The 23,747-nt window shown below is 43.9% G+C and carries 22 protein-coding genes and 1 pseudogene; 6 read left to right on the top strand and 17 right to left on the bottom strand.

The annotated features are described in order from the left end of the window. Positions 1–6 precede the first annotated feature (6 nt). Genes J2X75_RS07020 through J2X75_RS07000 form a run of 5 tightly spaced genes read right to left on the bottom strand, consistent with a single transcriptional unit; the run spans position 7 to position 4,737 of the window. A complete protein-coding gene (locus tag J2X75_RS07020) occupies positions 7–969 on the bottom strand; it encodes an ABC transporter permease subunit (protein WP_370511443.1) in 963 nt (320 codons plus the stop codon). 10 nt (positions 970–979) lie between these two features. Next, the gene (locus J2X75_RS07015) at positions 980–2,461 is read right to left on the bottom strand and encodes a sugar ABC transporter ATP-binding protein (RefSeq protein WP_310335269.1); all 1,482 of its coding nucleotides are present in this window, start codon (positions 2,459–2,461) and stop codon (positions 980–982) included. 14 nt (positions 2,462–2,475) lie between these two features. Continuing rightward, complete coding sequence (rbsD, locus tag J2X75_RS07010) at positions 2,476–2,877, bottom strand: D-ribose pyranase (protein WP_310335268.1); 402 nt, start codon at positions 2,875–2,877, stop codon at positions 2,476–2,478. Continuing rightward, entirely contained in the window at positions 2,877–3,755 is an 879-nt protein-coding gene (rbsK, locus tag J2X75_RS07005; RefSeq protein ID WP_310335266.1) for a ribokinase, read from the bottom strand. The genes rbsD and rbsK overlap by 1 nt, the downstream gene beginning before the upstream one ends. Beyond that, a complete protein-coding gene (locus J2X75_RS07000) occupies positions 3,748–4,737 on the bottom strand; it encodes a LacI family DNA-binding transcriptional regulator (protein WP_310335264.1) in 990 nt (329 codons plus the stop codon). The genes rbsK and J2X75_RS07000 overlap by 8 nt, the downstream gene beginning before the upstream one ends. Before the next feature lie 357 nt (positions 4,738–5,094). Here J2X75_RS07000 and J2X75_RS06995 point away from each other — a divergent pair. Together J2X75_RS06995 and J2X75_RS06990 are read left to right on the top strand one after the other, a co-directional pair. Beyond that, positions 5,095–5,551: pseudogene (locus J2X75_RS06995) on the top strand (TetR/AcrR family transcriptional regulator). A gap of 160 nt (positions 5,552–5,711) precedes the next feature. Beyond that, entirely contained in the window at positions 5,712–6,680 is a 969-nt protein-coding gene (locus J2X75_RS06990; protein WP_310335262.1) for a DMT family transporter, read from the top strand. A gap of 99 nt (positions 6,681–6,779) precedes the next feature. On the opposite strand, the gene J2X75_RS06985 is transcribed toward J2X75_RS06990, so the two are convergent. From J2X75_RS06985 to J2X75_RS06975, 3 genes are all read right to left on the bottom strand, one after another. Further along, positions 6,780–7,922 carry a DUF4309 domain-containing protein gene (locus J2X75_RS06985; RefSeq protein ID WP_310335260.1) on the bottom strand — a complete coding sequence of 381 codons (1,143 nt, stop codon included), beginning with the start codon at positions 7,920–7,922 and terminating at the stop codon, positions 6,780–6,782. A gap of 302 nt (positions 7,923–8,224) precedes the next feature. Continuing rightward, positions 8,225–9,358, bottom strand: a complete 1,134-nt coding sequence (locus tag J2X75_RS06980; protein WP_310335258.1) for a serine hydrolase domain-containing protein — start codon at positions 9,356–9,358, stop codon at positions 8,225–8,227. A gap of 218 nt (positions 9,359–9,576) precedes the next feature. Next, a complete protein-coding gene (locus J2X75_RS06975; protein WP_017688524.1) occupies positions 9,577–9,771 on the bottom strand; it encodes a hypothetical protein in 195 nt (64 codons plus the stop codon). Positions 9,772–9,937: 166 nt separating this feature from the next. On the opposite strand from J2X75_RS06975, the gene J2X75_RS06970 reads away from it, so the two are divergent. Further along, positions 9,938–10,609, top strand: coding sequence for a cyclase family protein (locus J2X75_RS06970; RefSeq protein ID WP_310335256.1), 672 nt, complete (start codon positions 9,938–9,940; stop codon positions 10,607–10,609). A gap of 72 nt (positions 10,610–10,681) precedes the next feature. On the opposite strand, the gene J2X75_RS06965 is transcribed toward J2X75_RS06970, so the two are convergent. Continuing rightward, on the bottom strand, positions 10,682–11,554 hold the full coding sequence (locus J2X75_RS06965) for a YitT family protein (protein WP_036670902.1): 873 nt from the start codon (positions 11,552–11,554) through the stop codon (positions 10,682–10,684). A gap of 90 nt (positions 11,555–11,644) precedes the next feature. Then, entirely contained in the window at positions 11,645–12,001 is a 357-nt protein-coding gene (locus J2X75_RS06960) for a MerR family transcriptional regulator (RefSeq protein WP_310335253.1), read from the bottom strand. Positions 12,002–12,112: 111 nt separating this feature from the next. Here J2X75_RS06960 and J2X75_RS06955 point away from each other — a divergent pair, with 111 nt between their 5' ends. Then, the gene (locus J2X75_RS06955) at positions 12,113–12,868 is read left to right on the top strand and encodes an SDR family NAD(P)-dependent oxidoreductase (RefSeq protein ID WP_310335251.1); all 756 of its coding nucleotides are present in this window, start codon (positions 12,113–12,115) and stop codon (positions 12,866–12,868) included. Positions 12,869–12,952: 84 nt separating this feature from the next. Here J2X75_RS06955 and nspC read toward each other — a convergent pair whose 3' ends face one another. The 5 genes from nspC to J2X75_RS06930 all read right to left on the bottom strand — a co-directional run bounded on the left by nspC (position 12,953) and on the right by J2X75_RS06930 (position 18,633). Continuing rightward, a complete protein-coding gene (gene nspC / locus J2X75_RS06950) occupies positions 12,953–14,080 on the bottom strand; it encodes a carboxynorspermidine decarboxylase (RefSeq protein ID WP_310335250.1) in 1,128 nt (375 codons plus the stop codon). Position 14,081: 1 nt separating this feature from the next. Beyond that, complete coding sequence (locus J2X75_RS06945) at positions 14,082–15,320, bottom strand: saccharopine dehydrogenase family protein (protein ID WP_017688530.1); 1,239 nt, start codon at positions 15,318–15,320, stop codon at positions 14,082–14,084. Between the two features lie 698 nt (positions 15,321–16,018). Further along, complete coding sequence (locus J2X75_RS06940; protein WP_223199950.1) at positions 16,019–16,156, bottom strand: hypothetical protein; 138 nt, start codon at positions 16,154–16,156, stop codon at positions 16,019–16,021. A 106-nt stretch (positions 16,157–16,262) separates the two neighbouring features. Then, positions 16,263–17,522, bottom strand: a complete 1,260-nt coding sequence (locus J2X75_RS06935) for a cytochrome P450 family protein (protein ID WP_310335247.1) — start codon at positions 17,520–17,522, stop codon at positions 16,263–16,265. A gap of 217 nt (positions 17,523–17,739) precedes the next feature. Beyond that, on the bottom strand, positions 17,740–18,633 hold the full coding sequence (locus J2X75_RS06930) for a TetR/AcrR family transcriptional regulator (protein ID WP_310335246.1): 894 nt from the start codon (positions 18,631–18,633) through the stop codon (positions 17,740–17,742). A gap of 233 nt (positions 18,634–18,866) precedes the next feature. Here J2X75_RS06930 and J2X75_RS06925 point away from each other — a divergent pair, with 233 nt between their 5' ends. Next, positions 18,867–19,514: a TetR/AcrR family transcriptional regulator gene (locus J2X75_RS06925; RefSeq protein WP_307536653.1), complete on the top strand. Its 648-nt coding sequence runs from the start codon at positions 18,867–18,869 to the stop codon at positions 19,512–19,514. Between the two features lie 19 nt (positions 19,515–19,533). Further along, positions 19,534–21,858: an MMPL family transporter gene (locus J2X75_RS06920; protein ID WP_310335242.1), complete on the top strand. Its 2,325-nt coding sequence runs from the start codon at positions 19,534–19,536 to the stop codon at positions 21,856–21,858. 114 nt (positions 21,859–21,972) lie between these two features. Here the strand turns inward: J2X75_RS06920 and J2X75_RS06915 are convergent, their stop codons facing one another. Together J2X75_RS06915 and J2X75_RS06910 are read right to left on the bottom strand one after the other, a co-directional pair. Further along, complete coding sequence (locus tag J2X75_RS06915; protein ID WP_310335241.1) at positions 21,973–22,200, bottom strand: gamma-glutamyl-gamma-aminobutyrate hydrolase family protein; 228 nt, start codon at positions 22,198–22,200, stop codon at positions 21,973–21,975. 212 nt (positions 22,201–22,412) lie between these two features. Further along, positions 22,413–23,612, bottom strand: coding sequence for an MFS transporter (locus tag J2X75_RS06910; RefSeq protein WP_310335239.1), 1,200 nt, complete (start codon positions 23,610–23,612; stop codon positions 22,413–22,415). Between the last annotated feature and the right edge of the window lie 135 nt (positions 23,613–23,747).

Genomic DNA, 23,747 nt, shown 5'->3' with positions numbered 1-23,747 from the left:
CTCTCCTTATGCTGTTTTCTTGCGGTCCAGCAGGACAGCAATGGCAATGACGATACCTTTTACAACCATTTGATAAAATGAGTTTACTTCAAGCAAGTTCAATCCATTATTCAACACGCCGATAATCAGAACACCGATCAGTGTACCAACGATGCGTCCTCGTCCTCCAGCCAGGCTTGTACCACCCAATACAACTGCTGCGATTGCATCCAGCTCGTAGGATGTACCTGCCGTTGGTTGCGCTGAATTTAAACGCGATGTCAGAATTGCACCTGCCAGAGCAGCGAGCATACCTGTCAGGGAGTAGATCATAATTTTCACGCGATTAACTTTGATACCCGAGATAATGGAGGCTTTCTCATTACCACCGATGGCGTACGTTTTGCGGCCAAAAGCCGTTTTATGCAAAACAATCCACAGAATCATAAAGGTAATCAGCATCGTGATTGCAGGTACCGGAATGCCCAGCAGGTAACCGCGCCCGAACAATTGGAACAACAGGTTATCCCCCAGGCCTGTAATTGGGTTACCATTTGTGTACACCAACGTTAACCCTCTGAATATCGTCATGGTTGCCAATGTAGCAATAAACGGAGCCATTTTCCCTTTGGTAATCATCAGTCCGTTTACCATACCCATGACACCACCGAGTGCTACACCGATAATGATGGACAAGATCGGATCCAGACCGGACAACATCATATTTGCTACAAAAGCACTGGATAAAGCCAAGATTGAGCCGACCGACAGATCAATTCCACCAGTCAGGATAACAAACGTCATACCGAAGGCAATCAGCGCATTAATCGAGACTTGACGCAATAAATTCAAGATATTAAGCGGTTCCAAGAAACTTGGATTCAACACCGATACGATGAGAATAAGAATGATTAAGCCAAGTAGCGGTCCCAATTTTTGTATCACGTTTGAGAAACGGAATCCGCTTTTAGCCGTTTTGTTTTCCTGCATTGTTGTCATATCACTGTCCCCCTGTGGCCAATGTCATAATGTGTTCTTGTGTTGCTACTTCCCTTGCAACCTCGCCACTGATGTGTCCCTCATGCACAACCGCGATCCGGTCGCTCATGCCGAGCACTTCAGGTAGCTCCGACGATACCATGATGATTGCAACGCCGCGGTCTGTCAGTTCATTCATCAATTCATAGATTTCGCGCTTCGCCCCGACATCCACTCCGCGGGTAGGTTCATCCAGGATAAGAACGCTTGGTCCGATCCCAACCCATTTCGCGATAACCACCTTCTGCTGGTTACCCCCCGATAGATTCCTTGCCGCCGTCTCGGAGGATTGTGTTTTGATCTGTAGACGTTTGATCAGTGTATCTACAAAGTCTTGTTCTTTCGAAGCTGAGATGAAACCTTTGCTTGAGAAACTGAACAGATTTGGCAACGCCATATTCTCGCGAATAGAGAAGTCTAATACCAGCCCTTCATCCTTGCGGTCTTCTGTAATAAACCCGATTCCATGTTTCACTGCATCTGCCGGTTTGCGAATGTTCGCTTTTTTGCCGCGGATGAAGATTTCACCGCTATCCAACGTATCCAAACCAAAGATGGTTCTCATGATCTCTGTTCGTCCAGAACCCATGAGTCCTGAGAAACCGAGTATTTCCCCCGCTCTCACGGTGAAGTTAATATTCTCGAATAGACCTTTGCTGCTTGCATTCCTTACTTCGAGGACAACTTCACCATAAGAAGGATTCCGGACAGGATAACGCTCGGTAAGTTCACGACCTACCATTTTCCTAACCACTTCATCAAAGCTTGTCTGCGGAATAGCCTGTGTGTCTACCGTTCTTCCGTCACGCATGATGGTAATCCGGTCACAGATCGTGAATATCTCCTCCATTCGGTGAGAAATATACACGATGGATACGCCTTCCTTCTTCAGGGAGCTGATTACACCAAACAGCTTCTGGATCTCGCGCTCCGTAAGTGCTGCTGTTGGCTCGTCCATTATGATGACCTTGGCATCTGTCATTAGCGCTTTGGCAATCTCGATCATCTGTTGCTGCCCGACAGAGCACTCTCCCGCAGGACGTTCCAGTGGTATGTCTACGGAAAGCTTGGCGAACTGTTCTTTGGCAAGCGCTCTCATTTGTCTTGTATTAAGCAACCCCATGGATGATGTCAGTTCCTTACCAATAAATAGATTATCCAGCACCGTCATTTCAGGCCATACATTCAGCTCCTGATGGATAAAGGTGATACCCAGTTTCTCTGCTTCTTTCGGACTTGCAAAATAGTTTTCTTCTCCGTCTATGGTAATGGTTCCCTGATCACGCTGATGAAGACCAATCAGAATGTTCATCAGCGTGGATTTGCCGGCTCCATTCTCCCCCATCAGGGCATGAACCTCACCATCTTTTAGTTCAAAATCCACTCCGCTCAGCACCTGATTCGTTCCAAACGCTTTATGAATGTCTTGCATCTGAATGTGCATTACGCAACCTCCTTTTAACCGAAATGGACTCCCGATTGTAAAATGCAATTGGCATAGGGTGTGGCTTCACCTGTGCGGATAACTGCTTTCACCTGCCGAGTTAATGCTTTGAATTGTTCATGGCTGACGGAAGAATCGATTGCTTCTACCCCGAATTTCTCTGTGATGAATTGCATGGCTACCGGATTGCCTTCGAGAATCTCTTCAGCCACAATGACTTTCTCAATGACCATATCTTCTGCGATCGCTTCCACCACTTCGCGAAAACTTGGTGTTCCCAGTTTGAGGGCCAGATCAATTTTGAGCACCCCATCCGGTACCGGCAGACCTGCATCCGCAATCGCAATCATGTCCGTATGGCCCAGATCAGACAAAATCTTGGAAATGTGACTATTCAACATGCCATTTCTTTTCATTACAAACTCTCCTCTACTTCATCACGCGTCGGCATGCCGCCCTGCGCTCCGAACTTGGTAACGGACAACGATGCAGCCCGATTGGCGAAGCGTATACTCTCTTGCAACGCTTTTCCTTCAGCCAAAGCAACTGCAAATGCGGCGTTGAACGTATCCCCTGCCCCAGTAGTATCGATAGCCTCAACTTTATAAGTTGGGACTAGAATTTCCTCAGTGCCATCAAAGTAACGTACACCTTTACTGCCCTCCGTGATGAACAATTTGTTAGGATACTGACGTAATGCCTGTGCCGGACTCATACCCTGAAACAAAATCTCGGCTTCATGCTCGTTCGGCGTGATATATGCGGCATTGTCGATCACTTCTTGCGGCAATGTTCTCGCTGGAGCGGGATTAAGCAGCAGCGGTGTTCCGAATTCTGCACACAATGTGCTTACATGAACAACCGTTTCCTCCGGAATTTCCTGCTGAATCAGCACGATATCTGCGTTTCGAATTACTTCAGCTGCCTCATCAACATATGCAGGAGTGACTTCCCGATTGGCCGCTTCAACCACTACGATACTATTATCACCTTCTGCCAGAATGATATGAGCCGTTCCACTTTCTAAATGTGTAACCGGTTTCACATTTTGCGTATTTACAGCATTTGCTCTAAAGTTCTCTACAATATCTTTGCCAAAAGCATCGTCGCCTACCCGGCCGATCATCGCAACCTCGGCACCCAGTCGTGCAGCGGCAACAGCCTGATTGGCTCCTTTGCCACCCGGAACCGTTTTGAAGCTGTCGCCAAGAACGGTTTCACCCGCCCCCGGCCGTCTTGACGAAGTAACAACCAGATCCATTGAACTGCTTCCTATTACACATATTTTAGCCATCTGATTTCACCTTTCTCGTAGTGCCCCGTTCGATGAAACTTACGGGTAACTGTATGTTTTTGTTATCTACTGCAGCTTGTTCCACAAGCTGGATAAGTAATCCCGCCGCTTCTCTTCCCATCTCGTATGCTGGCTGATGGATAGTCGACAGCGCCGGCGACAACAGGCTGCTCATTGGAATATCATCGAAACCGATCACTTGTACGTCATCGGGAACTTTTCTTCCAACTCGTGCTGCCTCATGCAGTACTGCCATGGCTGCAATGTCATTGCTGGCAATGACCCCGTCTGTGTCCGCATACTTCCTGAATAATTCTTCAGCCCATACACCTGCCTCGTTAATTGAAAATGAGGTTGTCTGGATCACCCGGTAGTCTAACCCAGCATCACGGATGATTTCAATCGCTCCTTCAAAGCGATCTTGAGCGGGTCTGATCTGTGACGGTCCCTGCATAACTGTGATCCGGCGACTGCCGCGTTTGATTATCTCCCTTGCAGCTAGTCTTCCACCTTCCCTGCCGTCCGCATACACGGATGGACGATCGAGTGATGTTCTGTCCAGAAACACAACGGGAATCTTCAGGTTTTCATATATTGAAGAATGAGGGTAGTTCGTTGAAGAGATCACACCGACCACGTTGTTCTGGATAAACGTCTGGATGTAATCCTGCTCCTTCCGTTCATCCTCATCACTATTTCCAAATATCAGTCTATAATCCTGCTCTTGCATCCGGTCCTCTACGCCGCGGGCCAACTGCGGGAAGTAAGGGTTGGCAATATCCGGCAACAACAGGCCAATCAGTTTGGACTTGCGTTTATATAATGAGCGGGCCACTTCATTTGGCGAAAAATTAAGCGCCTTCACAGCATCTTCCACTTTCTTGCGTGTGTCGGCATGAACATAACCTCTATCATTAATGACTCTGGATACGGTGGCAACAGATACGCCAGCCAGTTGAGCTACGTCTTTAATTGTTTTCATAAGTTGCTCTCCTCTATGTGTAACCGGTTACAGACATTAAATTATCATATTATTTTTAATTTGACAAGCGTTTTCATTCTGGAAATTTCTCCAAGTATACATAAATGTGCACTGGAATCCATCTATATCATGGTTTTCACCTGTCAGGGAGATCGATACTTCATAGAAGTAAAGAAGCCATCACTCGATTAAAACTCAAAGTGATGGCACCCAGATCAACATAAAAATCAGCAATCTCGCTGGATTTAATTAGCCTTTAATTTAACAAAATTAGGGAGTATCATTTCCTAATAAATCAATTCACTTTGGGATCAGCAACCAAGGATTGGAAACTCTCTGGAAAGCAAGGTGATTACTATCGTTTCTATCACAGATCGAAGAGTACTTAAGTCTCAGGAAGCGATTAAATCCGCTTTTATCAAACTTATGAACGAGAAACCTTTCGATACCATTACGATGCAAGATATCTCTGATCATGCAAATGTCGGCCGCAGAACGATATACCATCACTATTCTGACAAATTTGACTTGCTGGATAAATTAATTGAAGAACATATCGATGAACTAAGAAGATTGTGCAAGGAAGCATCCGATCTGGATTTTATAGAAAGCAATGTACTTTGGTTCGATTATTTTGAAGTTCACTATTCATTCTTCTCGGCTATGTTACTGAGTAAAGGAGCCCCTTTTTTCCGCAATCGCTTCCTGGCTCTCGTCAATTGGTATCGTGGAATCCTATTTCACGAATGGATTACCCCGACAACCTCACATTGTCGCAGCACAAGTTGGGAATTTATTAGAAAGGAATCTATAACAAAAGCCCCTCATGAACCGTTCCTTCTTTATAATCTTACCAATTGAAGAGCGGTTCATTAATTATCATTACAAACATTAGCGATATGTGATATGTTCAGTGAGGATATTAATAGATTCATACATACATATGTGCATGAAATGTGAGGAGAAGATCGAAAGTGATAGAGAGAAATACCCTTGAAAAACCGAGTAAATTTAGTGATCCCATTTTTGTTATGCTCGTGGCAAGCCTGTGTTGCTTGTTATGGGGAAGTGCGTACCCTTCCATTAAACTTGGATATATCGCATTTAACATTTTACCGGAAGACATTGCTTCCAAGTATGTATTTGCCGGATATCGATTTACACTGGCGGGCTTGCTGCTCTTGCTCCTGTCTCGTATCGTTAGAAAAGAGAAGCTCCAATTGTCTAGGCCGCAGTGGACAGGCCTCATCATGTTAGGTATATTGCAAACCGGTTTGCAATATATGTTTTTCTACGTCGGCGTAGCCAATACAACGGGTGTCAAAGGCTCCATTATGAATGCAACGACAACCTTTTTCAGTGTTGTTCTGGCCCATTTCATCTATAAAAACGACAAATTAAGCAGAAATAAAATTGTTGGCTGCTTGCTCGGATTCGTTGGCGTCATTATCGTAAACTTCCATACGGATCTGCTTGCTTTTTCCTTTTCATTCACAGGTGAAGGCTTCGTTATTATAGCGGCACTTGTTTTTTCCGTTACAGCCCTTTACGCAAAACGTCTCACCGCTACCATCGATGTTCTGATCATAACAGGTGTCAGCTTATTCGTCGGGGGACTGGTACTTACGCTGTTAGGTCTATCACTTGGCGGTCGAGTCACCCATTTCACCCTGGAATCCACCAGTAACTTGATCTACCTGGCTTTGCTGTCCTCCGTCGCATTTTGTCTATGGAATATGCTTCTCAAGTATAACAAGGTCGGAAGAGTGTCTGTATACAACTTCCTAATCCCTGTGTTTGGCGCATTATTATCGGCTTTATTCTTAGGTGAAACGATTCTGGAACTGAAAAATCTGGCCGCATTGCTGTTCGTGTCGGTCGGCATTTATTTAGTCAATCGTGTACGTTCTGTGCAAAGCTCTAATAACACCCCAATAAAATAGACTACGCGTCCACTTCCATGGATAACAAAAAAGCCGCTAATCAGCGGCTTTTTTTGTAAGTTCGTATATGAATACGTTCAGTTTTCGCTATGTTATACCTTAATATATATTCGTAAAGTCAATTAAGTCTTCTTCTTCCAAATAATTAAAAACTATAGTGTGCTTACCCAGCTCATATTCCATCTCATAACCACCCACAACTTCATTATAATATTCCGAGGTGGGTTTTCCCATCCAACGTTTCACATTCCATGGTGAGAGATACTGCTTTTCATTGTACAGCTGGATAACCGCAATACGTGATTTCTTGCTAAGCTCGTGCATGTATGAATCAAACCCGATGCCGAATTTAGAATAATAATAGTACGCTCCCCATTCCCCGTTTGAACGAGAATTGGGTTTTCCCAATTTTTTTTGCATTGCTTGAAGCGTCATACCAATCTTGATGTCCGTCCGACCTGGCAATACACCCTTTAAAGCGGCTTCCTTCAGGCTTTTCAGGTAAGCGCGATCGCCAACACCCGAGTTCGGCCAAGCGTCTGAACGGAGGTTACGCGTATCTTCCAACCGCAATTCCAATTTGTTCACATTCAGCTTAAACGTATCAACCCCATAGACAAATTGAAGGTTGTTGTAATTTTTGAACTGCACTCGGGCACCTGAAAGAGTACGGATTCCATCATCTCTGCTTGCAGAGTAGGAATCGTCGATTTTTTTCCCCTTATTATCGACATATGTTACACGGCGCAATTCCCCGGAACGAACAATATACGTTTTCACCTCATTAAAATTAGAAGTTCCCCAATCGGTGATCATCAGCATGTCTGGTGTACTAGCCTCTTTGCTCTTCACAACGAAGTTCCAGGTTTGAGGCAAGATAATCGTATTCAGATCCAGTTTTGCTGCCTGGACAGTTCCGTATGCTGCACCTTTTTTCAGCAAGGCCGCACGATACGTACCTGAATAGCTCTTATCGCCTTTTTTATTGTTCGTCCAACCATTTTCTTCGGTCAGCGTTCTCTTTTGTTCATCATAAGCGAAAATATAAACGGTGTAAGCCGTTTGTTTGGCATCACGAAGTGTAAATGAAAGCCGACTCATACTTTCGAGCTGTTTGGCGGAGATTTGCTCTCCTTTGGCAGCAGCATTGGGTGGAAGCAGAAGCAATGCGCTCAGAACATAGGCGATTAAGGTAAATAAGGCTAGAGAAGCCCATTTTGCGTTGTGTTTAGGGTATATCATCGATGACTCTCCTTTGAGTGAAAAAATAAAAATCTAACAGCTCTTTTCTAATTTTAAATCGTTCACAATCTCAACATTCAAACAGGTACTTGCTAGAGTGTAGCCTTGATCAAACTATGTAAATAATATAGGTTCATGTTCAATAAGCATATCCTCCTACTAGTACTATTTTCCTAAGAATGATAACATACCCTTTCTAATAAAGAAATATATAACAATCTGAATCAATAGTTTTCGATCCATATAACATAAAAAAAGCCGCTATATAGCGGCTCTTCAAGTAACTTCGAATACGATATGATTTACAGGCAGGAGTACACAACATTTCTCAAGCGTCGTTGAACGTATGGTTCCTGACTGTTCAGCAGGTGCTGTGCATACATGACCGTAAGCTCTGAGTCCGGGTCAATAATGGCCATACAACCCGCAGCGCCGCTCCACCCAAATTCACCAAGGGGGCTAAGTGAACCACTATCTGCTTTGGAGATGTGAGTGCGGACACCCAGTCCATAGCCGTATCCATACATATGATCCCAGGAATAATCACCTCGAGTCATCTCGTTCAGGTGATCCGTTCGCATCAGTTCCACTGAAGCTTGTGACAGAATGCGCACGCCTTCGGGACTCGTACCACGCCCAGTTAGTGCGTTCAAGAAAAGTGCATAATCGCTAACGGTTGATAACAACCCTGCACCGCCGCTCTCCAGCTCGGTACCCACACGGAATCCATTACCATCCATACGTACAGCCTTTTCAAGCTCATCATTGTAAGCATACTGCGGAATCAGGCGCTTCTGCTGCTCATCGTTCAGATTAAACGCTGTATCGTTCATGCCAAGTGGTCCAGTAATTTCGTCCCGCAGATACGTACCAAAGCGTTTGCCACTTACCACTTCCACCAAGGCTCCCAGCACATCATGACACATGCTGTAATTCCAGTGTGTTCCTGGTTCAAACAACAACGGTTCATTGGCAAGCGCTCTCGCGAAATCACGAGTCGGCAATGTTCCATCGGTGCTTTTTACAGCTTCTTGAATACTTGGACAACCAACATCATACGAGAACCCGGCAGTCATGGTGAACAAATCACGTACTGTAATGGCTCTTGTCGCCTTTTCCAGTCGGATCTCCCCGTTCGCCATCGTTTTTTTCACCGTCATCTCAGCATACTCTGGCAGATAATCAGACAAGGGATCGCTTAACAGCATTTCCCCTTTCTCCACCAGTTGCAGCCCTGCCACGCAAGTCATGATTTTGGTCATGGAGTATAGATTGAAGATCGCTCCATCACCGATAGGTGTTTTCTCTTCCAGATTGGCGTATCCATTACGATAATGGAAAACGGTATCATTTCGATGCATCACCAGCACCTCTGCCCACGGTATACGCCAGGATGTAATGCGGTCGATAAATGAAGCAAGCGGTTTAAAATCCATTTTTTCCCGTCCTTCTATGTAAAATTGTTTATCATTTTGCGATGTGGTCCATATTCAATCCCACAATCGACATATTAATAATATACGACCTTTTACAACGATTGACCACCACCTATATGCTCTCCCTATGTGCAACCACAACATATATCTTTCTCTTCAATAAAATGCTTCGCACGAATAAGCCGATCCAATAAAGGATCAGCTTATGTTGTAACGTTTTAGACTTCGCCGCGTCTGTTCTCAACCGATTTCATACGGTTTTGATCATCTGGTACCCGGTCAACACTGAACTCTTGACCAGCTTCAACCTCACCATGACCTGAAATATTCCGCGAAAAATTAGTGAACTGTCTTTTTTGCTCATCCAGTTCATGTTTTTGCTTCAAAAGCTCTTGCGGGTCCTGTTTTGTCACTATGCTAACCTCCCATACATGAAATCATGCATTGTATTCGCACTATAGAAGTTTTCCATAAGAGAGCTGTACTTATGCATGAAGTACCGATTCCTTTCATAATATGAGTCCATACATTCACCAAACATGATATAGAACCTGTGTGACATAAAGGAGAGAACAACAGATGAAGCGGATCCTCTTGTCCTATCCTCTTAGTGTAAATACTCCCGTTTATAAAGATAATCCTTCTGTTGAGATTCAGCAGCAGTCCAGCATACATCAAGGAGATCTGTATAACCAATTTATTATCACATCTCTCAACCATAATGGAACTCATATTGACGGGCCTTGGCATTTCAATCCGCAAGGTCTAAAAATAAGCGAGATTCCCATAGACTACTTTATCTTTACTCATCCAACAATCCTCGATATTCCCAAAGGTGACGATGAACTTATTACAAAAGCTGACCTGGAGCCGTATGAACACCAGATCGCTGGCTCTGATCTACTGCTCATACGTACAGGTTTTGGAAAGTTTCGGTCATCTGACCCTGTTCGTTATAGTGATCATAACCCAGGGTTTGCAGCAGATGCTGCAAGTTACCTGATGGTTTTTGATTCATTGAGAGCAGTTGGAATGGATATGATCTCTTCTGGCTCTGTGATTCATGTGGATGAGGCTATCACTTTTCATCAGATTATGCTTGGGAAAGGTCGGGTTGATGGCAAGTTCATTCTACTTATAGAGGATATGAATTTAAACCATGATTTATCTGGAATTGAAAAGGTATATGCTGTTCCATTGTATATTGAAGGTGTTGACAGTAGCTTCAGTACAGTTTTTACTGAAGCTTGATTTTTTTTATATACATATGGTAAAACAAAAACACGCTGGCAAGAGTATTTCTCCTGTCAGCGCGTTTTATTGTTAGTGAATATCTTTCTTTTTGAAATTGCCGCCTCTTACTTCAGCTACATCGTATACAACTACAAAGGCAGTTGGGTCAATTTCGTGAATGATATCTTTAATTTTACTCTCTTCCATCCGGTTAATGACACAAGTGATTTCCTTGAATTGCTCATTCGAGTAGCCACCGTAAGCCTCGGTATACGTTGCTCCACGGCCTAAGCGGTCCCGAATGGTTTCAACCATAATCTCAGGTTGATTCGTAATAATTTTAAATGTTTTGGAGCCGCTCAAGCCCTCTTCAACAATATGTATTACTTTAGAAGCAATAAAATACGCAAGTCCTGACAAGATCGCCCCTTGCAGTCCAAACACGGTAGAAACGACAATAAAGACAAACATGTTGAGGAACAGGATGAGATCACTGGTTCCAAAAGGTACTTTTCGCGAAAGGAGTACAGCCAGCATATCTATGCCATCCAATGCCCCCCCATTACGCAATGCAAGTCCCATACCAAAACCGATGATAATCCCGCCGACAACCGTAACGAGCAAGGTATCACCTTCAATGATGGTTGGTACATGATGCATCAGACTGGTGCTAATCGCCAGTGAAGCAATACCGATGATCGAATATAACGCAAAGCTTTTACCAATCTGCTTGTACCCGAGCCACACAAATGGAATGTTAATAATCCCGATGAGCATCCCCAGTGGTAATCCAAAAAGCTGCGATCCTACGATACTCAGACCTGTGACACCACCATCTGAGACATTATTCGGGATCAATATGGCTTCGAGACCATATGCCGTTATAAATCCCCCAATGATAATCAATAATACTTTGGAGAGGATCTTTAACTTGTTTGACTTTTGTTTTCTGTTTTGATGCATTGCATTTCCCCCTTGATGAACAACCGATAAAAAACAGTCTATAATAAAAATCACTGTTTTGGCAATAGATCGTCATTTGTGTGTGTTAGTTCATTGTCCGATGAGCGTTCGATACGACGAAATTTTATGCTCAAGCATCTCATCTGCTGTGTTAAGTATGTGCATCTGTTTTTGAATCGACTCTTTATGCTCCTCCAGCAGCTTCAAACGATCCGCCGCCGTATGCTCTCCTTCCTGAAACAAGGACGCATACTTCTTAATGGTAGCAATGGGCATCTGAGTCTCTTTTAATTTAATTGCAAATTGCAGCCATTTCAGGTGTGACTCGTTGTACCGCCTGTCTCCACTCGCATCTCGGAGAGGAGTTACAATCTGTTCCTTCTCATAATAACGCAACGTATGTGCACTGATATGGAGTAATTCTGCCACTTCACCAATGGTATGCATGGTTAACCTCCCCTCCATTTTCCCGCTTGACTTAGAGTAAGCTCTAATCAGTATAATCAACTCGTGGTCACATCACAATAAATAATGAAATCAGATCCAGGAGGAATTCCCATGAAATACACAGTGATTACCGGTGCCAGTTCGGGCATTGGATATGAAGCGGCTTTAGCTTTTGCAGCTCGTGGCAAAAATATGATTCTGGCAGCACGCAGAACCGATGAATTGGACAAATTAAAAGCAAAAGTAGCTGAAATCAATCCTGATCTGGATGTTGTCATTCGTACAGTGGATCTGTCCATTGCCGCTAATGTGCATGAATTCTATGAGAGTCTTCAGGCTTACTCCATTGAGACGTGGATTAACAATGCAGGATTCGGGAATTTTGCTTCCGTTGGCGAACAACACCTGCCCAAGATTGAGCAGATGCTTCATCTTAATATAGAAGCTCTTACGATTCTTTCTTCCCTGTATGTACGTGATTATGCAAACGTTGATGGCACACAGATCATTAATATTTCATCTGGTGGAGGATATACGATTGTAGCCGATGCAGTAACCTACTGCGCAACTAAGTTCTATGTAAGTGCCTTTACGGAAGGGCTTGCGCAAGAGTTGAAGGGCAAGAACGCAGCAATGCAAGCCAAAGTTCTCGCTCCGGCTGCAACGGAGACGGAATTTGCGAAACATTCCTTTAATGTAGACGAGTTTGAGTATGAAGGCAGAGTTCCCAAGTTCCATACAGCGGAACAAATGGCTGGATTTTTACTTGAGTTGTATGACAGTGAGAGTGTAGTCGGCATTGTGGACGGGTTGACGTATGACTTTGAACTAAGAGAACCGATCTTTTCATACGCTTCAAGACGTTAAACATCAGTTAACGTTAAAAAGGGAACCTGTCTCCAGGTTCCCTTCGTTGTATTTATATTCAATGCTTACTATATAATGAAGTAATTATGCCAGCCTCATTTTGAAATCCTGATATCCGAATTCACGGACAACTTCGCAATCGCCATCTTTTCGTTTAACAGCAATCGCTGGAAGCGGCATGCCGTTGAACGTGTTGGTTTTCACCATCGAGTAAATCGCCATGTCTTCGAATACCAGACGGTCGCCTTCTTGCAAAGGCTGATCGAATGAATAATCCCCAATCACGTCACCAGACAGACAGGTTTGTCCACCTAGGCGATACAGATGAGCCTTCTCACCCACTTCTCCCGAACCGATCAGCGGCGGGCGATATGGCATTTCCAGCACATCCGGCATATGACACGTAGCTGAAGTATCCAGAATAGCGATGTCCATACCGTTTTTATGGAAGTCCAGCACAGAGGTCACCAGATAACCCGCGTTCAGCGCAACAGCTTCTCCCGGCTCCAGATATACTTCCAGGGCATAGTCGTTCTGCATACGTTTGATGCATGCTTCCAGTCTTGGAATATCATAATCTTCACGTGTGATATGGTGTCCACCACCGAAGTTGATCCATTCCATTTGTGGCAGCCATTGTCCGAACTTCTCAACAACTGCGTTCAGCGTAGTCTCCAGATCATCTGAATTTTGCTGACACAGTGTGTGGAAGTGTAGTCCGGAGACACCTTCCAACAGATCTGCTTGGAAATCCTCTTGTTTCGCGCCAAAACGCGAACCCGGAGAACACGGATCGTAGATCTCGTGTCCTTCTTGGGTAGAGCATTCAGGATTGACGCGCAAGCCGACCTTACGGCCAGCCTGAAGCGCCTTATCCTTGAATTTTGCAAGCTGTGAAAAAGAATTAAAAATAATATGGTCGCAGATGGAAAGAATCTCGTCGATCTCTTCTGCGCGGTATGCCGGAGCAAAGACATGATTCTCTTTGCCCATTTCCTCGTGGCCCAGGCGTGCTTCATACAAACCACTCGCCGTAGCTCCGCTCAGGTATTCTCCAATCAGCGGATACATCGCAGTCATGGAAAATGCTTTTTGAGCGAGCACGATTTTGGCACCTGTACGCTGCATAACACCGTTCAGGATTTTCAGGTTTCTCTCGATAAGCGCCTCGTCAACAACAAAACATGGTGTCGGTAATTGCTCGAACCGCATTTTAACGAACTAGCTCCGATTCTTTAACTTCTTCTGGCAGCTCATCAACGAGTACCGGGTTGAAGTCTTCTACCCACGGGAGGCCCCATTTGTTCAACTCTTCCATGAATGGATCCGGGTTGAACTCTTCTACATTGTATACGCCTGGTTTGTTCCATTTTCCTGTCATGACCATTGCTGCGCCGATCATAGCTGGAACGCCTGTTGTGTAAGAGATCGCTTGGGAACCTACTTCTTTGTAACACTCTTGGTGATCACAGATATTGTATACATAATATGTTTTGTCTTGACCATCTTTTTTACCTTTGAAAATACAACCGATGTTTGTTTTACCTACAGTTCGTGGTCCAAGGGATGCTGGATCAGGCAGTACTGCTTTCAGGAATTGCAGTGGAATAATTTGTTTACCTTCATATTCAATAGGCTCGATTGAAGTCATGCCTACATTTTCAAGAGCTTTCAAGTGAGTCAGGTAGCTTTGACCAAATGTCATGAAGAAACGGATACGTTTCAGACCTGGCATGTTTTTTGCCAAAGATTCCAATTCCTCATGGTACAACAGGTACATGTCTTTCTCGCCAACTTCTTTAAAGTCGTAGACACGTTTGATTTCCATCGGCTTCGTTTCGATCCATTCACCATTTTCCCAGTATCTTCCGTTCGCAGATACTTCGCGAATGTTGATCTCAGGGTTGAAGTTAGTTGCGAACGGATAGCCGTGGTCGCCGCCATTGCAGTCCAGAATGTCGATGTACTCAATTTCGTCGAAGTAGTGCTTCAGGGCATAAGCGGAGAATACGCCTGTCACGCCTGGATCAAATCCACTACCGAGCAATGCAGTGATGCCTGCTTGTTCAAAACGCTCTTTGTAATCCCATTGCCAGCTGTATTCGAACTTCGCTGTATCATGTGGCTCATAGTTCGCTGTGTCCATGTAATTTGTTTTCGTTGCAAGGCAAGCATCCATGATTGTCAGATCTTGATACGGCAAAGCAAGGTTCATAACGATATCCGGTTTAACTTCGTTGATCAGAGCGATCAGTTCGTCAACATTGTCAGCATCTACTTGTGCTGTTGTAATTTTTGTTTTTCCGCCGTCCAGCTTGGCTTTGAGTTCATCACATTTGGATTTTGTACGACTCGCGATGCAGATTTCCTCAAAAACTTCACTGTTTTGAACGCATTTGTGTACTGCCACGGAAGCAACGCCGCCGGCGCCGATGATTAGTGCTTTTCCCATTTTACATTCTCCTATCCCAATATGTATTTTTTTTAATTGGTTTAATTTGTTTGATACAGTAACGACAACAAGACAACAAAAAAAGCAAGGTGAAAAATGCCCGCAATCGCGCATCATCACACTTGCTTATCGATATACATCATAAAAAAGACGTGAAGTCTCCATGACCAAAAAAGTTCACAAGAACTCCTTTGGCGGAAAGCTCCTTCATGTATATCAATATTGGATCAGAGTCTATATAGCAAATAATTCGCCTTTACCACTCTTATTGACCGTTTCACAAGTTGATGTGCAATTGCACTGGTTGTAAAGTAACCAACTTATAAAATTTGAGCTTTGAACTCAATCAATAAAGCAACGTAAGTTGCCAATCGGCGTTTGACCCGGCTGTCCGTATGGCCTTAACTTCCTGGTGAAGTGGTCAAAATTATCTGCTGGAAAGCTCTAATTCATATTGATAAATTAACTTCCCAAAATCACAGGTCTTACACTATCAGACGTTGAAAAAAAAATCAAGCAATAATTAAAAATTATTTTTTTGTCCGAACGAGGACTAAGAAAGAAATTGATATCCTTCGAATACTTTCAAGCCTTCTGCACTCAGTAATTCCCCCACTACTTCAAGCTTTTGAGGACTTTTCTCATATACTTCTTCACACGCGATCATACTGTTGCTGCCAGCAATTTCCGCTAACTGATCATGGGCCGAATGGTTCGTTTCCTTCTTTGCGAGCTTGCAAAGCAATCTCAATGGCTTTATGCATGAATAGTTCATCTTTATTCATAAAGTTTACCTCCACAACAAAATTTATGTACTCAATTTTATGTTTTTGCATTAGCATGTTCACTCCATTGGAATGCTTCTTGTTCATACCGTTCTATCATCATTATAAATAAAGAGTATGACGACAATTCGTCATACTCCAGTGAGACACACTAAATTTATCTATTAAATTTTACTGGTAATGATGCCAATCCCTCAGATAATAGTGAGTAGTGCCAATGAATCTCTTCCGGAGGAACACTAAGCTGAAGACCAGGAAGTCGACTTAATAGCGTAGTAAACGCTACGTCTCCCTCCACACGGGCAAGTGGAGCACCAAGACACATATGAATACCATGGCCAAAGGCCAAATGCCGTTTTATTTTGCGCTCTAGATCCAGTTCTTCAGGTTGGTTAAACTGTAACTCGTCCCGATTCGCTGATTTCAAGAGAGGAATCACAACATCTCCTTTTTTAATCCGTTGTCCATCCAGTTCCGTGTCCTGCGTTGCATATCGAGGACCTGACGAAGTCGCGGGGCCGTTATATCGTAACAACTCCTCCACCGCAGAAGGAACCAGATTCAAATCTTGTTTAAGTTGTTCCAGTTGTTCGGGATGTGTCAGAAGTAGATAAGAGCCGGTCGCAATCAGATTCGACGTTGTCTCATGTCCAGCAAATATTAATAACGTGATCATGGATATTAATTCATCTTCATTCAGTCGATCCCCCTCCTCCTCGATCACAATTAATTGACTGATGAGGTCATCGGAAGGTTCCACTCGTTTGTTCGCCACAAGCTGAGCCGTGTATTCTGCGAATGATCGCAAATGCTGCGCTACTTCAGGGTCTTGTTTACCAAAACCGAGACCTTTCGCAATAGCTTCAGACCATACATGGATCTGAGGTCGGTCTTCCTGAGGTACACCGAGCATTTCGGATATGACGTTAATTGGGAAAGGGTAGGCATAGTCTTTTACAAGATCCATCTCTCCTTTTCCTTCAAATTGATCAATTAATTCATCGGCAATTTCCTGGACACGCGGACGCAGGCTTTCCATATATCTTGGAGTGAATGCTTTGGACACCAGGCTACGCAGTCTTCGGTGATCCGGTTCATCAACAAAGAGCATCGACTTTCCGGTAAAAAAGGTCTGGGGTTCCGATGAACCAAGATCGTCTGAGAGATTCTTTCGAATATCATTGCCATTATCGATAGAGTTCATATCTACCGTAAATCGAGAGTGGTCTTTCAACACTTCCATGGCGACGTCCATCCGAGTTATAATCCAGGTTTGCTCTGTTCCACCCATTGGATTGGGAACAGGAACAACGGAGCCTCTGGATCGCATCTGTTTAAACATGGCAAATTGATCTTTAACATTTTCTTCACTAAACAAATTGAATTCTGATTTTTCCGATGTTTGGTTATTATTCATTGAAATCTTCCTTTCATAGTGAAGTTATTGAAATCTATGGAAATATATGTTCATTTCAATTATATACTACTCGTATAATTAATTTCAAATTCCGTAGTTTAAACTGCACCATTCAACTGTTATAACAACAATTAATTAATATACTAATAGTATATTAATTATAACTACAAGCATAAAAAAGCAAAAAAAGAGGTCGGCTTTGGGGCCAACCTCCAAATTAATTATGGTGCTTCACAAGTTCCAAATACCACCAACAGGCTTCTGTTAGTCTATTGGCTTCGGAGTGAAACGCACTTGATTTGTACTCTTTGTGAAATGCTTGAAGGACAACTTCGATTACAGGAATATTTAAATCCTCTTTATCCTGTAATAACGCCAAAAGTCCCTTGGAAAGTTGCTTTAATGATGTAGATTCCTTGGATTTTTGAACAATCTTGTTGAACTCATCCAATTCCTCCAACAGCTTGTCGATATCGAGACCATGATCACGGTTACGCTCATCGGCATTCAGAAAATAAAGAGACTGAACGTCAAAAATATGTTCATTTCTTTGGTGCATTGTTCTTAATATCACTTCGATGTACGTTAATACTTTTGGAACAACTTCGCTCCAAACCGGTTTTTGAGTATTTAGACTTCTTGAGGTGTTGGCAATCTGATGTAGTATGCCATAGCACAATATTGCACCTTCGTTGGCATATAAGCTGATGTCTTTTCCATACACCTGAATCAAGCGTGTAGACAGCCAGTTTAGATGCACTTTAGCCAGTTTCGCTGAGTTGATCTCTCCGGCGTAAAAACCAGTCCAATACAATTCCCACACTCGCTCTTTGTCAGGTCCAGACATGGGAATGGCAATCTGATCAACAAGCAGAGCATAATCCGAAGTATAATGATTTTGTTCAAGTTCCTTGCGAATGAAAACATCCTCCTGCATACGCTGATCAATAATCGAATATAAACAGTCTTCTTTCGAACTGAAGAATTTGTAGAATGTACCTTTGGATACACCTGATTGATCCAGGATCATCTGGATTGTTGTATTTGCATAGCTATGCTCTAAAAATAGTGCAAGTGCTGTTTCCAATAAACTTTGTTTACGACTACTCATTTTCCATCATCGCCCCAGGTTTTTATCTGATTTTAACATTCATTCCTCAGGAGTTGAAGCATTGGTTCATAGTATAGCCGTCATATAAAATATTTGCACAATGGGTAAATTTGCACAATGAGCAACTTGTTGTTATGATAAACCTCACAAAGTGCATATTCAGTAAGTGTGCTCTTCTTAAAAAAACAAACCATAGTCATTGGTATTGGAGGTGAACGCATAAGCGGAGAATAATGATCAAACGAAACTTGCGACATTTGAAGAAAGAAGCAACTGAAAAAGCACTTGCTAGTGCTGCATTTGAACTTACCCTTGAACATGGGCTTGATGGCTTTACGGTCGAAGATATTGTGCATCAGGTGGGTTGTTCACGTAGAACATTTGCAAACTACTTCACATGTAAAGAAGAAGCCGTAGCAAGAGGCGCAATATCCGTTCAGAATACAACGGAACTCGAAGAGTTGCTTACCGAAATGCCCGACAACGTCTCCTTGCTTGACGTACTGTATAACCTGATCAAGATGCAGCTTACAACAGAACTAATTGGAAGACTTCATCAGCTGCTCTCGCTATCCCAGACTTATCCCGTGCTTGAACCGCATTACCTTGGAGCCATGCACCGGATGCAGACTCAGGCACAAGATACCTTATTAGACTTATCTAACGGGAAGTATGACGAGATCTATACTTATCTTTTGATCAACGCACTATATGGAACAATACTGCCATTAATTGATGGAAGACTTAATGTGTTACTGCCCGGACAAGTCATTACTGAAGATACCAAGCCCGGCACTTTGACATTCGATCAATTTTTGGAAACCACGTTTAATCATTTACGGGCAGGATTCGAACATGCCAACCATCCACATTCATCATAGAGGAGTGTAAAATAGAGAAATGTCTACATTATTATACAGAGTGGGGAAAACCGCTTTTAGCAAACCTGCCTACTTCATTATTGGCTGGGTATTAATTCTGGGAATTGTCATCTCCATGATCAGCATCAATGGTATTCACATCAGTTCTGAGATGAAGATTGAAGGCACAGAGTCACAGAAGGTTCTGGATCAATTGGCAAAAGAATTGCCAGCCGCCTCCGGCGGTCAAGGAAGTGTTGTGTTCAAAGCACCGGACAACGAGCGTTTGGATACGCCTGAACGTTTGGCTGCCATGATGAAAGGTGTTAATGAAGTTTACGCATTAGAAAAAGTCCTTAACCCTGCGGATTATGCAGCTGAAGCGGGTAATTCAGGGGCTTCTGCTGAGATGGCTCAGAATGCTCAGTCTGCGGGTGCGGCTCAATCCGCAACAACCACACCTCCTCCCTATGGACCTTTGATGGTGGATGGTGTTCCTGTACCTGGTATGCTGATCTCCTCAGACGGCAGTATCGCACTGTTCCAGTTCCAATTTACAATCGAGCAGTCTGCCATAACGCAGGATATATTTGATTCCGTTATTCAATCGGTTATGACGGTAGAGAAAGGAACCAACATTACGGTCTTGCCAGGCGAAACGCTCAAAGCGGTATCGATTGGGGTCGGCTCCGCAGAGATTGTTGGACTGGTCATTGCGGTAATCGTATTGTTGATCACGCTTGGCTCCGTCGTTGCAGCAGGTCTGCCTCTGATCACTGCACTACTGGGTGTTGCGATCGGAGTAGGTGGAGCATTCTCAATCTCCAAATTCATCGAAATGCCAAGTGTCACTTCCGTCCTGGCTCTCATGGTTGGATTGGCTGTTGGAATCGATTACGCTCTCTTCATTGTTAATCGCCAACGTCGAATGATCATTGATCAAGGCTTGAGCGCAAAAGAAGCAACAGCAAGAGCCATTGGCACATCGGGCAGCGCGGTATTTTTTGCCGGATTAACGGTCATTATTGCACTGTGCGGTATGCTTGTCATCGGTCTCACATTCTTGTCTACGATGGCTTTGGTCGCAGCTGCCACCGTGCTCATCAACGTATTCGTTGCTTTAACCCTGTTGCCAGCTTTACTCGGATTGGTAGGAGAACGCATCTGTTCCGCCAAAGCTCGTGAGAAAAGCGCAAAACATCCTAAAGCCACTAGCCACGGAGTCGCGGATAGATGGGTGAAATTCGTTATCAAGAATCGTTGGGCTACCATTATCGCCATCATCGTCATTCTTGGTTTTGCCGCGACGCCGATCACCAAAATGGAAATGGGTATCCCCGGCGCTTCCTCAGCGAATCTGGATACAACTGCAAGACAAAGTTATGATGCCATCTCCGAAGGCTTCGGAGAAGGATTCAACGGACCCCTTATTCTGGTCGCAGAGCCTAATCAATCTTCCGCAAAAGTTACACCGGAACTCTTGGGCGGTCTGGTGATGGAACTCCAAGGTCAGAATAACGTTGCACAAGTCACACCGCTTGGTATGACAGAAGATTTAGCTATTTTCAGTCTCATTCCAAAAACGGGTCCTAACGATAATCTCACTAAAACACTGGTAACTGATCTACGTGCGGCTGATTCCAGCATCGCACAGACCTATGATGTGAAACTCGGAGTTACTGGACTCACAGCTGTTAACATCGATATGTCAGCCAAACTGGCGCAGGTGTTCCCTATTTATGTAGGCATCATAATCCTGCTCTCGCTGATCATCCTGTTACTCGTATTCCGTTCGATCATCGTTCCCATCAAAGCAACGATTGGCTTCCTGCTTAGTATCCTGGCTACATTCGGGATCACAACTGCTGTATTCCAATGGGGCTGGCTGCATTCGCTCTTTGGTTTCGATACCGGCGGCCCGTTGCTGAGCTTTATGCCGATCATCGTGACAGGTATCCTGTATGGCCTCGCGATGGACTATCAAGTTTTCCTTGTTAGCTCCATGCGGGAATCCTATGTGCATGGTCATCGCGGGACTGAATCCGTCGTTCATGGATACAATCAGGTAAGTCGCGTGGTTGTTGCCGCAGCAGTGATTATGGTCTCTGTATTTGCAGGATTTATATTCACCGATGATGTCATGATCAAGCAGATTGGTTTCACTTTGGCTGTAGGCATTCTGATTGATGCTTTTATCATCCGTATGGGCTTGGTCCCTGCCATCATGGCTATTTTCGGAGACAAAGCTTGGGCACTTCCAAAATGGCTGGATCGCATTCTGCCAAACCTGGATGTTGAAGGCGAGAAGCTGATTGCTTCCCTGAATGCTGAAGAGCATGCCAACACGAAGTCTGGATTAAAATAATCCTGCCAATTGAATGGTGATACCATGATTACTTCACGATTCCATTTACCAATACTAGGACCTCCTCTGTTTTTATAAACAGGAGGTCTTTTTTCTTTTTCACATTTTATGCGGTTATGTCTTCAATATGGATATTATATCGTGCGGATCATGTCCCCCGGTGAACAGGAACCCATCGAACTCATTAGCCAACGTTGCAATGATCTCGGTATCCGTTGTCAAAGGCAGCATAATTGGAATCCCACCTGCTCCTTCTATGGCGTTCATATAATCTGGAAGCATCCAGTAACTTTTTTTGTCAGTATCATACAAAGGCAGTACACCGATCATGGGCTTTTTCATGGCTTTACCTCCCAGCTTTTCATTCATTTTATCAGATCTCTTCATATATAAATTCACTGAATTATTGCATTATCCTACCTCTATCATCTACGATCCCGTTTCATCCGGAATGCTGGAAAACTAAAAAAACAAACAAAGCCGCATAACAGCGACTTTGTTTGTTCCAATCCCATATATATGCATTCATCCGTTTAGTTTAAACATCATCTCATCTAGGCTGCTTTTACAGTGGTTGCTTCGTCTGAATTCACTTGGATGGAACGCTGGCATATCAGGGTAACGACAAAAGCCAGCAAGGCAAGCATCACAGCAACTGGAGGCACCCACTGGACACCACCTATATTGACGGCAATTCCACCGACGCCGGAGCCTAACGCTATACCCACATTGGCTGCCACAGGCAGGAGTGTAGATGCAAATGCTTTGGACCCCGGCGCGATCGCTCCAGACACATCAAACAAATATAACTGGGAAGCAGCACTCATGGAGGATGACACACATCCAATCAGAAACAGGAATGCCAAGCCGATCCACAGATTGGAAACGGCAAAACTCATGCCCAGGAAGAGGATTGCTTGGATTACGAAAAGCCCCTTGAGCTTGGGTAGGAAATCACCCTTGGCTATTTTGGCACCAATCCAGTTACTCAGGATGCTGCAGGCTCCATAGATCAGGAGTATGGCACTAATCCATTGTACTGGCACACCCATCGTCTCACTCAGGAGTGGCGTAATGTACGTAAAGACGACGAAAATACAGCTGTTTCCCAGTACAGGGATCAGACAGGCCAGCAATATCCGTGGCTTCACAAAGAGAGACATCTGATCACTGAACGAACCTGCAATCGTTGTTGTTTGGCTTGGCAGAATACGAAACATGAATACCAGCGGCACAACACCTATGCATGCTGTAACAACAAACGTCATGGACCAGCTCAGATGTTGTCCGATAAATGTACCGAGCGGAACACCTAGCACATTTGCGATTGAAAATCCGCCCAAAATCCAGGCGATAGCTTCCCCTCTTCGCTCCCGGTTCACTGCGTCGCTTACAATCGAGATCGAAAGTGATATTGTAAGTCCACAAGCAACGGCCGACACGATGCGAATGGCCATCAGTGAAGAGAACGTTGTTGAGAACACGGTCAATAGATTTAATGCCAACACGATTGCAAATCCAATCAATATGGAACTCCTTCTCGATATTTTGGCCAAGAAGGCCACAGCAAATGGTGTACCCACTGCGTATGCGATCGCAAAACCGGAGACAAGCATACCCGCGGCAGCAAGTGATACTTCCATGTAACTTTCAATTTCCTTCAACACACCCACGATGACATACTCGGTTGTTCCCAGTACAAAGCTAACAAGCGTAAGCGTTAAAATAAGTAGGTTCTCTCTATTTCTAGTCATAAATCAATACTCACTAATCCTTTCTATTGTTGCAAGCGCTTCATTTCTGTCTACGATCATTAGTTCATGTATTTTCTGCTTTCCCATCCCTTCACTTTCGATATATAGTACATTTTGGATAGTGAAATTGTACTG

Origin of the sequence: Paenibacillus sp. 2003 (assembly GCF_031455635.1) — a bacterium.
GTDB classification, from domain to species: Bacteria; Bacillota; Bacilli; order Paenibacillales; family Paenibacillaceae; genus Paenibacillus; species Paenibacillus amylolyticus_B.
The sequence above is the reverse complement of the archived record's forward strand: the minus strand, read 5'-3'. Positions and strand labels throughout refer to the sequence as shown.